This is a genomic window from Acidimicrobiia bacterium (assembly GCA_041676705.1).
Taxonomy (GTDB): Bacteria; Actinomycetota; Acidimicrobiia; order Acidimicrobiales; family SKKL01; genus Actinomarinicola.
Genome location: JBAYRL010000004.1, coordinates 188121 through 202027, shown reverse-complemented (window position 1 = coordinate 202027; position 13907 = coordinate 188121). Strand labels below are relative to the sequence as shown.

Annotated in this window: 12 protein-coding genes; 10 read left to right on the top strand and 2 right to left on the bottom strand. The window is 55.7% G+C overall.

Features of this window, described 5'->3' with window-relative positions:
• Positions 1-4: 4 nt before the first annotated feature.
• Complete coding sequence (metH, locus tag WC184_08540) at positions 5-3475, bottom strand: methionine synthase (GenBank protein MFA7477929.1); 3471 nt, start codon at positions 3473-3475, stop codon at positions 5-7.
• Between the two features lie 39 nt (positions 3476-3514).
• Here metH and WC184_08535 point away from each other — a divergent pair, with 39 nt between their 5' ends.
• Complete coding sequence (locus WC184_08535; protein MFA7477928.1) at positions 3515-4093, top strand: cob(I)yrinic acid a,c-diamide adenosyltransferase; 579 nt, start codon at positions 3515-3517, stop codon at positions 4091-4093.
• 35 nt (positions 4094-4128) lie between these two features.
• A complete protein-coding gene (locus tag WC184_08530; GenBank protein MFA7477927.1) occupies positions 4129-5622 on the top strand; it encodes a leucyl aminopeptidase in 1494 nt (497 codons plus the stop codon).
• 29 nt (positions 5623-5651) lie between these two features.
• Here the strand turns inward: WC184_08530 and WC184_08525 are convergent, their stop codons facing one another.
• Positions 5652-6335, bottom strand: coding sequence for a hypothetical protein (locus WC184_08525; protein ID MFA7477926.1), 684 nt, complete (start codon positions 6333-6335; stop codon positions 5652-5654).
• Positions 6336-6453: 118 nt separating this feature from the next.
• On the opposite strand from WC184_08525, the gene WC184_08520 reads away from it, so the two are divergent.
• From WC184_08520 to WC184_08485, 8 genes are all read left to right on the top strand, one after another.
• Complete coding sequence (locus WC184_08520; protein MFA7477925.1) at positions 6454-7281, top strand: Sir2 family NAD-dependent protein deacetylase; 828 nt, start codon at positions 6454-6456, stop codon at positions 7279-7281.
• Between the two features lie 85 nt (positions 7282-7366).
• Positions 7367-8581 (top strand): molybdopterin-synthase adenylyltransferase MoeB, encoded by a 1215-nt coding sequence (gene moeB / locus WC184_08515; GenBank protein MFA7477924.1) that lies wholly within the window; start codon positions 7367-7369, stop codon positions 8579-8581.
• Between the two features lie 116 nt (positions 8582-8697).
• Positions 8698-10044 carry a hypothetical protein gene (locus WC184_08510; GenBank protein ID MFA7477923.1) on the top strand — a complete coding sequence of 449 codons (1347 nt, stop codon included), beginning with the start codon at positions 8698-8700 and terminating at the stop codon, positions 10042-10044.
• A 99-nt stretch (positions 10045-10143) separates the two neighbouring features.
• Complete coding sequence (locus WC184_08505; GenBank protein ID MFA7477922.1) at positions 10144-11046, top strand: sugar phosphate nucleotidyltransferase; 903 nt, start codon at positions 10144-10146, stop codon at positions 11044-11046.
• Positions 11043-12011 carry a dTDP-glucose 4,6-dehydratase gene (gene rfbB, locus WC184_08500; GenBank protein MFA7477921.1) on the top strand — a complete coding sequence of 323 codons (969 nt, stop codon included), beginning with the start codon at positions 11043-11045 and terminating at the stop codon, positions 12009-12011. Before WC184_08505 ends, rfbB begins: the two co-directional genes overlap by 4 nt.
• Positions 12012-12076: 65 nt before the next feature.
• Positions 12077-12601 carry a helix-turn-helix transcriptional regulator gene (locus tag WC184_08495; protein MFA7477920.1) on the top strand — a complete coding sequence of 175 codons (525 nt, stop codon included), beginning with the start codon at positions 12077-12079 and terminating at the stop codon, positions 12599-12601.
• Positions 12598-12750 carry a hypothetical protein gene (locus WC184_08490; protein MFA7477919.1) on the top strand — a complete coding sequence of 51 codons (153 nt, stop codon included), beginning with the start codon at positions 12598-12600 and terminating at the stop codon, positions 12748-12750. Before WC184_08495 ends, WC184_08490 begins: the two co-directional genes overlap by 4 nt.
• A 192-nt stretch (positions 12751-12942) precedes the next feature.
• Positions 12943-13860, top strand: coding sequence for a DUF4214 domain-containing protein (locus WC184_08485; GenBank protein ID MFA7477918.1), 918 nt, complete (start codon positions 12943-12945; stop codon positions 13858-13860).
• Positions 13861-13907 lie beyond the last annotated feature (47 nt).

Below are 13907 nucleotides of genomic sequence, written 5' to 3'. Positions count from 1 at the left end.
GCACCTATCGCGCCACGAAATATTTGGCACGGGGGTGGTGCAACACAATGGCCGAGGTGGTCTGTTCCGGGTGGTATTGATAGCCGGTATCTTCGTTAACTTCGATTCCTAAACGGTCGGCACCCAAAAGCTTCGCCACCCGCTCATTGTCTTCCAAGTCGGGGCAAGCCGGGTAACCCCACGAATAGCGCCCACCACGGTATTGCTGACGGAAAAGGCCCAACATGGTCGGTCCGTCTTCGTTCACAAAACCCCATTCTTCACGAATACGGTGGTGCCACATCTCGGCCAATGATTCCGCCATTTCAACACCTAAGCCGTGCAAGAACAGGTAATCCTGATACTTGTTTTCGGCAAATAGCTCGGCGGTACGCTCGGAAACCTTGTGGCCCATGGTCACAATCTGGAACGCGACATAGTCGGCTTCCCCCGATTCCACCGACCGTACAAAGTCGGCGATGCACAACCAGGGCTCCACACTTTGGCGAGGGAAACTGAATCGGGTTTCTTCGGTGTCGCGGTTCTCATCGGTCCAAATGATGATGTCGTTTCCGTCGGCGTTGGCGGGGAAATAGCCATAAACCACCTGAGGTACCAACAGATTATCGGCGCGAGCTTTTGCTAGCTCAGCTCGAAGTTGGGGGCGGATACGAGTTTTGAAATCGTCGTCGTTCTCGCCTTTTTCGGGGCGGAACTGCCACTGGTTACGAAACAGAGTGGTTTCGTTCAAATATTCGGCAATAGCGTCGATGGCCACTCCCCGCACGATTTGTGGGCCCAGATGCGGCGGCACAAAAACCGGATTGTCGGTGGCAGCTTCGGGCGAACGAGCGGGAATGGTGGAGGGGTCAATCTCTGGTCGCTCCCGCCGCTTCAAGTTTCGCCCACCCAGAGCCCGGCCGAAGTCGGGGTCGTCTTCACCGCTGCGACGCATCTCGCCCAAGCGGTCCATCACCGAGAGACCTTCAAAGGCGTCTTTCCCATAAAAAAGACGGCCGTTGTAGGAAGAACGCAGGTCGCGCTCCACATAGGTACGGTTCAGCGCCGCACCGCCAAGCAACACCGGGAAGTCGGTGGCTAGGTCGCGTTCGTTCAACTCCTGCAGGTTGTCGCGCATCACTAGCGTGCTTTTTACCAACAAGCCGCTCATACCAATGGCATGGGCTTGTATTTCTTGGGCCTTGGCCACCATGTCGCCAAGCGACACCTTGATGCCCAGGTTGTGCACCTCATAGCCATTGTTGGTGAGAATAATATCGACCAGGTTCTTGCCAATGTCGTGCACATCACCAGCCACGGTGCCAAGCACAATACGGCCCTTGGTTTCTTCGCCTTCCACCTTTTCCATGTGTGGTTCAAGGTGCGCCACGGCCGCTTTCATGGTTTCGGCGCTTTGCAGCACGAACGGCAGCTGCATTTCGCCCGACCCGAACAGCTCGCCCACCACCTTCATGCCTTCTAGCAGCACATCGTTCACGATGCTGAGCGCCGGCAACCCGGTTGCTAGGGCTTCGTCGAGTTCTTCGGTTAGCCCGTTGCGTTCACCGTCGATGATGCGGGCTTTTAGACGTTCTTCCACGCTCCAGCCGGAACGGTCCTCTTTTTCAACGGTGGCGCTAGAGACATCTTCGAACATTTCAAGCAGCGCTTCAAGCGGGTCATAATCATCTCGGCGACGGTCGTAAATAAGGTCGAGGCACACGTCGATTTGTTCTTGGGGCATGCGCGATAGCGGCATAATGCGAGCGGCGTGCACGATGGCGGCGTCGAGGCCAGCTTGTTGGCATTCATGCAAGAACACCGAATTCAAGGCGTGGCGGGCAGCTGGTTTCAGGCCGAAAGAAATGTTGGAAAGGCCCAAAATGGTGTGCACTCCGGGCAGTTCAGCCTTGATTAGGCGGATGCCTTCAATGGCTTCAATGCCATCTCCGCGGCTTTCTTCCATACCGGTACCAAGCGTTAGCGCTAACGGGTCGAAAATCAGATCGGCGGGTTCGATTCCGTATTTTTCGGTGGCTAGTTCATAGATTGCTTTGGCGGCCCGAAGTTTCCAGTGGCGGTCGCGGGCTTGGCCTTCTTCGTCGATGCAGGTGCACACCACCGCTGCCCCATAATCGCGCGCCAAGCTTAAGAAACGGTCGAGGCGGGTGCCGGGTCCGCTGCCGTCTTCTAGGTTGACCGAGTTCAAAATGGCTTTGCCGCCAATCCACTGCAACGCCGTTTCCACGACGTCGGCTTCGGTGGAGTCGATCATTAGGGGCACGGTTGATTGTGTGGCGAAACGGCTGGCTATTTCTTCCATGTCTACGGTGCCGTCACGGCCCACAAAGTCGACGCACACATCAAGCACGTGTGAGCCTTCTTTTACCTGCTCAACCGCCATTTTGGTGGCCGTGTCCCAGTCGGCTTCTAACAGAGCTGTTTTGAAGCGTTTGGAACCATTGGCGTTGGTGCGCTCACCAACTACCAGCACCGACGGGGTTTGATCGTAGGGGGTGTGGCTGTAAATAGAGGCCACGCCAGGATCGTGGGCGGCGTTTCGTTTAGGCGCTGGTTTGGTGCCGATGCGTTCAATCACGGCTGCCATGTGTTCGGGGGTGGTGCCACAGCAGCCGCCGATCACGTTGATGCCGAGGTCGTTAACGAAACGTTCCAGATAGTCAGCCAGGGCTTCGGGACCGAGGTCGTAGTGCATTTTGCCGTCGACCACGGAAGGCAACCCGGCGTTTGGCAGCACCGAAATGGGGATGCGGCTGTGCTGGGAAAGGTAGCGCAGGTGTTCGCTCATTTCGGCGGGTCCTGTGGCGCAGTTCAGCCCAATCACATCGATTTTCATGGCTTCTAGGGCCGTGAGTGCGGCCCCGATTTCGGTGCCTACCAGCATGCGACCGGTGTTTTCAATGGTTACTTGCACCTGAATGGGTACTTGACGGCCCACGTCGTCCATAGCCTGGCGAGCCGCGATGATGGCTGCTTTGGCACCGAGTAGGTCGTATTGAGTTTCGATCAGGAACAGGTCGATGCCCCCATCAAGTAGGCCTCGACACATTTCCGCATAGGCGTCGCGCAAATCGGCGAAGCTGATGTGGCCGAGAGTTGGCATTTTGGTGCCCGGGCCAATCGATCCTGCCACGAAACGGGGTTTGTCAGGGGTCGAAAACTCATCGGCGGCAGCGCGGGCCAATTTGGCGGCCGTGGTCGAAATTTCATAGGCACGGTCGGCCAGATCGTATTCGGCTAACGGTGGACCGAACGCTCCGAAGGTGGTGGTTTCAATAGCGTCAACACCCAAGGCCAAGAATTCTCGATGCATTTGGGTTACGAGGTCGGGGCGGGTGAGCACCAACATTTCGTTGCAACCTTCAAGCTCGGGACCTCCGAAATCTTCGGCGGTTAAGTCTTGAGTTTGCATGTAAGTACCAAAAGCGCCGTCGAAAATAATTACCCGTTCGGCGATCGCATCGAGATAAGCCATGCGTTGAGATTATCGGCAAAGCGGTTAATCTCAGATGCTGTGACCGGTTTTGCAAAGATCTACACCAAAAAAGGCGACGACGGCACCACGGGCCTGCTTTTTGGTGGGCGTATGGCCAAGGCCTCTGAACGAGGCGAGGCTATTGGCGCTATCGACGAAGCACAGGCCGCTATGGGTGTGGCCCGCGCCCTTAGTGAGCCCGGCGGCGAACTCGACCAAACCCTCATCGAACTTGAGCGTGACCTTTATGTGTTGATGAGTGAAGTTTCAACCGCTAGTCGTAACCGCCACAAACTGAAGGCGGGTTCTACCGCTGTTACCGAAGAGATGGTGCTGGCCCTAGAACACCTAATTGATCGCACTCAAAAATCTTTCGAGATGCCGACCGAATTTGTGGTGCCCGGCGGTACTCCGGTGGCAGCAGCACTAGATGTGGCTCGTACTGTGGTTCGTCGTGCCGAGCGTGGCGCGGTGCGCCTGGTGGAAATTGAGCCGCTGAGTGAAGATCACGACGCCGACCCTTCGTGGGTATTACCGTATTTGAATCGGTTGAGTGATGTGTTGTGGATTTTGGCTCGTCACGAAGAAGGCAAGCCAGTTTTTAGCCGACGCAGTTAAGCCCCGGCCTAACCGTGGCAGAAAGGTTTGTTTCTATGTCGATTGCATTCCCGGTGGTGGCCTCGCGCCCCAGTGAGATTGAGGTTCGAGCAGTGCTGCTAAGCGCAGAGGTGGCCAAAGACCCAGCCGCCGCCGCATTGGGTGCTGGCGATCAGGCCTCGGTGTCTTCAGTTTTGGCTGGTGCTGGTTTTGAAGGTAAACCGGGTGAAGCTGTGCTTTTGGCAAGCCCCGATGGGGTCCCGGTAGTGGCTCTTGGTGTGGGCACGCTAGAGGAACTTGATGGCCAGGCTGCTCGTCGTGCCGGTGCTGCATTTGCCCGCACTGCCAAGCGTTTTAAAACCGCTGCCGTCGATTTTTCTACCCTTGCTGGTCGTAGCGAGCTTGACTCGCTGGCTGCGGCCTGGGTGGAAGGTGCCACGCTCGCTTCCTATCGTTATCGGGCTTACAAGGCCGAGGTCGCCACGGCGAATCTCGAAACTGTTTCTTTGGTTCACAGTGGTGCGGAAGACGAACGGGCCAAGGTTGAGGCCGCCACTAAAGTGGCCCAATCGGTGGCCGAAGCGGTGTGCTGGGCTCGTGATTTGGTGAACGAACCTGGTGGGTCTATGACCCCGACCGCCCTGGCTGAAGCCGCAGCCGAGATGGCCAAGCGTGAAGGTCTGGAAGTAACTGTGCTCGACGCCAAGGCCATCGAGAAAGAGAAGCTAGGCGGGCTAATGGGCGTTAACCGCGGCTCGGCCCAAGAACCGCGATTTGTGAAAATTAGCTACACCCCCAAGGGCGAAGCCAAAGGCAAGGTGGCCTTGGTGGGCAAAGGCATCACTTTCGACTCGGGCGGTTTGTCACTCAAAACCGGCGAAGGCATGATGACTATGAAGTGCGACATGGGCGGCGCGGCCGCCGTGTTTGGCACCATGGCCGCAATTTCTGCGGTGGCCCCTTCGGTAGCCGTTACTGGTTACACCCCTCTAACTGACAACATGACCGGCGGCGACGCCACACGCCCCGGCGACGTGTTAACCATGCGGGGCGGTAAAACGGTGGAAGTACTAAACACCGATGCCGAAGGCCGTTTGGTGCTGGCCGACGCTTTGGTAATGGCCAGTGAAGATGAGCCCGATGCCATTGTTGATTTGGCCACGTTGACCGGGGCATGCGTGGTGGCTTTAGGCACCGGTATTGCGGGGTTGATGGGTCGCAACGATAGCTGGCTTAGCCAGGTTGAAGCGGCTTCGAAACGTACCGGGGAACGGGTGTGGCGTTTACCGTTGCCCGCCGATTACCGGGCTTCGCTTGATACTCCAGTGGCCGATTTGAAAAACATTTCCGGCGGCCGAGATGCAGGCACCCTGACCGCCGGATTGTTCTTGCAAGAGTTTGTTGGTGAGGGCATTCCTTGGGCCCATATAGATATTGCTGGTACTGGTTGGGCCGGGAAAGACTCGCACGAATACACCACCGGCGGCACCGGCTTTGGTATCCGTTTGGTGCTCGACCTCTTGGCTAATTTCGAGCGGCCTACTAGCTAGTGGCCAATTCGGCCCTAGTAAACCTCTAGCTAAACCTCTAGCGCGAGGCGGTCTTGGGCCCAGCGCAGCGCTTCATAAGCAATAGAGGGGTGATATTGCCACTGCCACAAGTTGGCCTCCACCTCTTCGGCTGGCGTGCCGAGTTCTAACAGGCCCAAAGCTAATCGACGAGCTTGGGCCTGTTTCTCATCCATGGTGGTCACCCGGGTTGAATCGAGCCAGGCTTGGTGTCCATCTTGAAGAGCCTCGGGTAGGCGGCTTACTTGGCCACGGGTGAGGGGCGGTACCCGTCGTCGTACGTCGAGCTGATTCAAATGTCGCCTAGCCAAACCAAACTGGCAGCAGCGGTCGATGGCGCGCACAAACGGTGAGTGCTTGCCAGCCCGTGGCCCTAGCCCTAATGAGCGGGCGGTGTCGGCCAGATGTAGGTTGAAGCCTTCGGGCTCGGCGTCGAAGCGAAAGGCAATCGCTCGCAACAAGAACGTGGTGGATGGGCCGAGGATGCCAAGCCAGTATTGTTCGACGTAATGCGAGCGAATATCGAAACCTAGTTCGTCGATTACCGGATCGCTCCAAGGGCGAATTACCAGGCTCGCTTCACCCAAGGTGCCGCTGGCGTCGTTGCGCAATACGTCGCTCACTTGCTCGGCAGTATCGGCCATAGGGCGCTTATAAGAAGGGGAAGTTGGGTAGGTGTGCGCTTGTGCACTCATATCGTGACACTCCGTTTGTTGTCTCTATCCAACATTATTTCAAGTTATTTCATCATCTTTCATTATCTTTAGCGTGTCAAGGTCGTCGTGGGTGGTGGCGGTTAGGTAGCCTGAAGTTATGTCGAATGAATTTTCCGACCGAGAATCTTCCGAGGGCGTCCTGGCCCGAAGCGCAGGTGAAATGGCCGAGCGGGCCAGTGTGGTTGAGGCCCACGAGCTGATTATGGCGGCCCAAAATATCGCTGTGTTAAGTGGTGCTGGAATCTCGACCGACAGTGGTATTCCCGATTTCCGTGGTCCTCAGGGTGTGTGGACTAAGAACCCGGCGGCTGAGAAGCAAGCCAATTTGGCGAATTGGATGAGCGACCCCGAAATGCGACGCAACGCCTGGCGGAACCGAGTTCAGAACACGAAGCCTCAACCACAACCCAACGCTGGTCATCGGGCTTTGGTCGAGCTTGAAAAACAGGGTCGGCTGCACACCTTGGTAACTCAAAACGTCGATGGATTACATTTGGCTGCCGGGCACAGTCCCGAAAAAGTGGTGGAAGTGCACGGCACAATCCGTGAAGCGGTGTGCATGTCGTGCGGTGACCGAATGAGCATGGAATCAGCAATTGAGCGGGTGCGCAACGGTGAGGAGGACCTGGCCTGTTACCTATGTGGCGGCATTATTAAATCGGCCACGATTAGTTTTGGTCAATCCCTTGAGCCCGAGTCGCTTATGCGTGCCGAGCTAGCTGCGGAACGCTGCGACTTGCTCTTGGCGGTGGGCACCACCCTCACCGTGTTTCCAATTAATGAAATGGCCCCTTTAGCGGTGGCTTCGGGCGCCAAGTTGGTGGTGGTGAACGGTGAAGAAACAGCCTTTGACCATATTGCCGATGCTGTGGTGCGCCAGCCTATTTCAACGGTCTTGCCCCAGCTGGTAACGCTTTTAGCTTAACTAGTTTGTTAATCCCGACTGAATCGCTAGGATTTAACGGCAGCGACCAAGCCAGTGGTGGCAAGTTGGCCATGTGGTTTGGTTTTTGCAACGAATTCTGAATGCTTTGGGAGTAATGGTGTCAACGTTTCGTGAGCTATTAAACAAGACTAAAGAAGAGGTTCGCGAGATCGACACAGCTCAAGCGGCCGAGTTTTCCGGCTTGCCAGGCGCTGTCATGCTCGATGTGCGCGAGCCCGACGAGTACGAACAAGGTGCCATTCCAAACGCTGTGCACATTGCTCGGGGACACCTGGAAAGCACCGTAGAAAACGTCATTACCGACAAAGAAGTGCCTGTCATTATTTATTGTGCTGGTGGCACTCGGTCGGCTTTTGCCGCCAAGACTTTGCAAGAGCTCGGCTATTCCGATGTGGTTTCGGTGATCGGTGGCTTCAACCGTTGGAAAGATGAAGGCCGCGATTGGGTAACGCCACGGGTGCTGACCCCGCAACAGCGCAACCATTATCAACGGCACCTTCTCTTGCCCGAAGTTGGGGTTGAAGGCCAGCTGAAGCTTATGGACGCCAAGGTGTTGTTGCTAGGTGCAGGTGGTTTGGGTTCACCAGCGGCCCTTTACCTGGCCGCCGCTGGGGTGGGAACAATTGGCATTGTCGACATGGATGTTGTCGACCAGTCGAACCTGCAGCGCCAAATTATTCACAACATGGACCGCTTGGGCATGCGCAAGGTTGATTCAGCTAAGGAAGGTATCAACCTGCTGAACCCGGAAGTCAATGTTATTACCCACGATGTGCGCCTTGGTGCCGACAACGTGGTCGATATTCTCTCTGGTTACGATTTGGTGATCGACGGGGCCGACAATTTTCCGGTTCGTTATTTGTTGAACGACGCCGCGCTGAAGGTTGGCATTCCGGTGGTGCACGGCTCGATTTTCCGTTTCGAAGGCCAGGTCACCGTGTTTTCTCCACACGATGGGCCTTGCTATCGCTGCATGTTGCCAGTTCCGCCGCCAGCAGAGTTGGCGCCGTCTTGTGCAGAAGCTGGAGTGTTGGGCGTGTTGCCGGGTATCGTCGGGTGTCTCCAGTCGATTGAGGCTATCAAGCTAATCCTCGGTCTGGGCGATACTTTGGCTGGCCGACTTCTCACCTACGACTCCCTTGAAACCTCATTCCACACTTTCAAGATCCGCCGCGATCCCAACTGCCCGGCATGCTCTATCGACCCCGAGACGCTCACCATCGCCGAGTACGACGAGTACTGCACCCCGCACCCCGTGCTCGAGGCCGTCTCAGCATAAGCAGGTGGGGCGCGACTTACGCCGTGCTCGTTTCAAGCTTGGCCTTAGCCGATGGTCATGCGGTCATGATGCCATCGGCCAAATTGGGTGGTGTGGTTGCCCAACAATAGTTAGTTGTGAAGAAGCCGGTTGCCGTGGGTAACCGGCTTCTTGGCGCTCGTGCGGGTGGTGCAGCCACCGCTGGTGGCAAGCTTTTTGGTGCCTTGCCCGAAGGTACCGCCGCCATCGGCTTGGGCCTTATTGCCAACGGCTTAGGGGCTTACCTGTTTCTGTCTCTGGCCGGACGTGGTTTAGGAACCGAAGCCTTTGCACCGCTGTCGGTAATGTGGGCACTTTCCTTCGCGGTGGCGCCAGGTTTGTTCTTGCCCCTCGAACAAGAAATCAGCCGTACGGTGGCGGCCCGGCGGGCCAACAACACCGGCGCCGCCCCGGTTGTGCGCCAAGCCGCTTATATCGGTGCTGCTTTGGTGGCGGTGGTCGTGGTGTTAACGCTGGCTAGTTGGCCGGTTAGCCAACGGCTAATTTTCGATCATCAGGTCATGTTGATGGTCGGGTTCTTGTTGATCCTGGTCGGTTATGCCCTCGCCCACGTGGTGAGGGGCTTGTTATCGGGGCATGGCTATTTCGTTGACTATTCCATATATTTCGGGGTTGAAGGCTTCAGCCGGATTGCGATTGCCCTAGCGTTTTTCTTGGTTGGGGTACACCAAGCTGGACCTTATGGATTGGCGTTGGGGCTTATCCCGTTCTTGGCGGTGGCGGCGGCTTTGGTTCGTCCACGGGCATTGTTGCTTGAGGGTCCGCCCAGTGATCGTGGCGAGGTCACGGCGTCGCTTGGGGTTTTGCTGGTGGCTTCGCTCTTTACCGCTGGGTTGATGAATGCGGGGCCTATCGCGATGGGGCTTTTGGCCGGTGAAGGTGAATCGGAAGAAGCCGGGCGTTTCTTGGCAGGATTAGTCATTGCTCGGGTGCCGTTGTTTTTGTTTCAGGCGGTGCAAGCCTCACTCCTACCACGTTTGTCGTTGCTGGCCGCTGGTGCACAATGGGCTGAGTTCCGTTCGGCTTTAGCTCGGCTAATGAGCGTGGTGGGCCTAATTGGCGGCGTGGCTTCAGTGGCCGCGTTCTTGGTGGGGCCGTGGGCGGTTAGCCTACTTTTCGGAGCTGATTTCACGTTGTCGAATCGTGACTTGGGGTTGTTGGCGATTTCCAGTGCCGCTTTTATGGCTGCGGTGGCGTTGGGTCAGGCGTTAATCGCCCTTGGTTCTCAGAATGCTTTGGCGGTGGCGTGGGGTTTCGGAGTGGCCACGTTTTTAGCGATCGTGGCGCTGGGTAGCGACCTATACTTGCGGGTCGAGCTTGGTTTGGTGCTCGGAACTTTGGTGGTAAGCGTGGCCTTAGCCGCCATGTTGGGTGTGGCGCTACGTGAAGCTCGACGAGTAACCCCCACTCCGCTAATTTCCTAGCCGACGACCTTGACGGTGCATTTTAGAAGCGTTGATTAGTGCTGTTAATTCCACTTGATTTATTTAGGATTGTAGATTGAGATTGGTTTAGGAGGGTGTATGAAAGGCATTGTGTTAGCGGGTGGCCACGCTACCCGCCTGGGGCCCGCTAGTCGCGCTACTTCTAAACAGCTAATGCATGTTTACAATAAGCCTTTAATTTACTATCCGCTCTCTACTCTTATTCACGCCAGAATAAATGAAATCCTCATAATTAATACCCCGGCTGAGGGTGACAAGTACATAAACCTTCTGGGTGATGGCTCACAATGGGGCTGCGAGTTTAGCTATGCCACTCAAAGCGAACCCCGTGGTTTAGCCGATGCCTTTGTGTTGGGCGAAAGTTTCATCGGCAACGAAAAAGTAGCCCTCATTCTGGGCGATAACATTTTCTATGGCTGGGGTCTTGGTGAACAGCTGCAACGTTTCACCAACCCATCTGGTGCGTTGGTATTTGGCCTGTGGGTGCCCGACCCAAGCCACTACGGCGTGCTGGTGTTCGATGGCGATGGGGAAGTGACCTCGATAGTAGAAAAGCCGGTGGTGCCGCCTTCTAACTTCATGGTGCCTGGCCTATATTTCTACGACAATTCCGTGGTTGAGCGGGCGAAAGGCCTTGAACCTAGTGCCCGCGGTGAAATAGAGATCACTGATTTGAATCAGCAATATCTGAATGAGGGCAATCTTGAGGTGGTGCGGCTGCCCTTTGCTACCGACTGGTTCGACGTGGGTAGTTTCGATGCGTTGTTGGATGCCCAAAACTGGGTGGCTGGTCAAGAACGACGTAAGGGTTTGCTAATCGGCTCGCCTGAAACGGCTGCTTATCGCGAGGGCTTTATTGGTATCGATCAGCTGGAACGTCTGGCTAACAGCGAAGCTTTTAGCGGTGATTTAGCAAAAAGTGGTTACGCTGAGCGGTTGCTCCGCATTCTTGAGTTAGAAGCCATGCCGGGGTTCGAATGAAAATTTTGGTGACCGGGGGTGCGGGGTTCATTGGTGCAAATTTTGTGCACTGGTTAATAGCTAATACCAACCACGACGTAGTGGTTTATGATGCTTTAACATATGCCGGTAATTTGGCTAATTTGAAAGCTGTAGAGCAATCGCCACGATATCAATTCATCAAAGGCGATATTTGTGACGAAGAGGCTATGGCGGCGGCGGTGGCTGGGTGCGAAGCAGTGGTGCACTTCGCTGCTGAAACCCATGTTGATCGATCAATTGTTGGTCCGCACGATTTTGCTCGCACCAATTGTTTAGGCACCAGCGTGGTGATGGAAAGTGCCCGACGGGCTGGTGTTGCGCGGGTGGTGCACATAGGCACCGACGAAGTTTATGGTTCGGTAGAAGAGGGGGCTTCAAAAGAAAGTGACGCTCTAGAGCCCCGCTCGCCTTATTCGGCTTCCAAAGCGGGTTCCGACCTTATAGCCCTTTCTTATTTCCAAACCTTTGGGCTACCGGTGGTGGTTACTCGTTGCACCAACAATTTTGGGCCCTATCAGCACCCCGAAAAAGCCATACCACTCTTTGTAACCAACCTGATTCGAGGATTGCCGATTCCTCTATATGGCGATGGTTTGAACGTTCGAGATTGGCTACATGTGGATGATCACGCTCGGGCCGTCTATTTGGCCTTAACCGACGGTGTGGCCGGCGAAATTTACAACGTTGGTGCTGGCGGTGGCATCGCCAATCGGGTGTTGGTCGACCAGCTGCTTGATCATTTTGGAGTGGGGGAAGAGATGGTGGCCTACGTAGATGATCGTCCGGGCCATGATCGGCGTTACTGCGTTGATACCACCAAAATCGCAGCTTTGGGTTGGGCACCTGAACGCAGTTTTGGTGATGCCTTAGCCGCCACAATCGACTGGTACCGTAACAACCCGCTGTGGTGGCATCCTCTTGTGAACCCCCAGGAACAGCGCTAGCTCAACGCGCGGCTCGTCTTCTACGCTGCGGGCCTACATATCTAACTTGATATAATCAAGATTGGATGATGAGAGATACCCTTATAGCGCGAGCTCGTCGTCATGGTCGCTTGTCACAACAAGAGTTGGCGCGCCGTGCCGGAACCTCGCAACCAACCTTGTCGGCATATGAACGAGGTGTAACATCACCGACTCTTGCAGTTGCTGAGCGGATTATTCGAAGCAGCGGACATGAGCTGGATCTTGTCGCACAGGTCAATTTCATGACTCACCTGGGCCCGCGTGGTGAACCTTTTCTGGTCCCTAACGAGCTCTGGCGACTGGAACTGACTCTAGCATTCACCGACGTCCAGCTTCCCAGGCATCTGCATTGGTCAGGCCCTTCGCGAGTGTTTCAATTAGCAGACAGACAGGATCGAGCTCGCGTGTACGAAATTGTGATGCGTGAAGGTACCGAAGCCGACCTATTGACGTACATTGACGGTGCGTTGTTGCTGGATCTTTGGAGCGATCTTGTGCTTCCCGCACCGTTGCGGGCCGCTTGGGCACCAGTCGTCTCGAGATATATAGATCAAGTATTGTCGACATGAGCGAGCCTGGCGAGCATCTTTTTAGTGAATTCCAGCTCACTATTGCTTCGATATTCTTCTCGTTGCCAGAGTCAGAAGGATTCCTTTTGGCCGGTGGGGGTGCCTTAATCGCTCAGCGTCTGGTCAATCGTGTCACTGTAGTTTGGTGATGCCTTAGCCGCCACAATCGACTGGTATCGTAACAACCCGCTGTGGTGGCAACCCCTAGTTAAGTGAGCGCGGCACCTAGAGCTGGTCGCTAGGGCTTTTGGCTCAATAACTTTGCGAGTGACAAATATCTCTCAAGTTTCCTCCCGACATGTGTCGATGCGTAGGTATCGGGCACACGGAAGGAAACTGACATGGAACGTCAAATTGCCCCAAAAATCGAGGAAGTTGAGGCAGTTCGACCACGCTCTGTTCGCAAAGCTCAAGTTCTGCTAGCGGTATTTGTAGCCCTAGCAGTTTCGGTGTTCGGTCTAGGCATCGCGGAAGCCGCCGCGGCACCCCGCCCCGCCACCACCGACAACGCTGAGCGCGACTTTTTCGACATGCTGAACGCCGAGCGAGCCAAAGCCGGTAAACCAGGATTGGCCTACGATGCCAACCTAACTCGTGACGCACGGGCCTGGTCGGCGGTGATGGCACCGACCAACAGCATTTTCCACACTAAAACTCTTAGTGCTGACACTGCTCGCTCTGTACCTAGCTGGCAGCGTGCCGGTGAAAACGTGGGCCGTGGTTGGGACGTAGCAGGCTTGCACCGAGCTTTTGTGAACTCACCTGGCCACTACGCCAATATCGTGGGCGATTACACCCAGGTCGGGGTGGGTGTGGTTTACACCGGTGATCGCACCTATGTAACGTTCCGTTTCGCCAAGAGCCCGAGCGCCCCAGCGACGCAGCCGGCCATTGGTGCTCTTTCGGCACCTAAGATTGACAGCGCCAACGCTCAAGCCCAAATCCGCCGCTTGTACTTGGCCTTCTTCCTACGAGAAGCCGATGCTTCTGGCCATGCCTATTGGGTGTCGGTCTATCACGGCGGTAGCTCGCTAGGTGGCATCGCTAGTGGTTTCGTCAATTCGGCTGAATTCCAAGGTCGCTACGGTTCGCTTAGCAATGCCGGTTTCGTAACCATGGTGTATCGCAACGTGATGAATCGCGAGCCGGATGCTGCGGGTCAGACTTATTGGCTTGCAAAGATGAACCAAGGTCTTAGCCGTGGCAATGTGATGGTGAACTTCTCCGAGTCAGCGGAATTCGTGGCCAAGACCAGCTAAAACGTAATAACCAGTTCAAACAAAGTTTCATTACGGGGGTAGGTGCG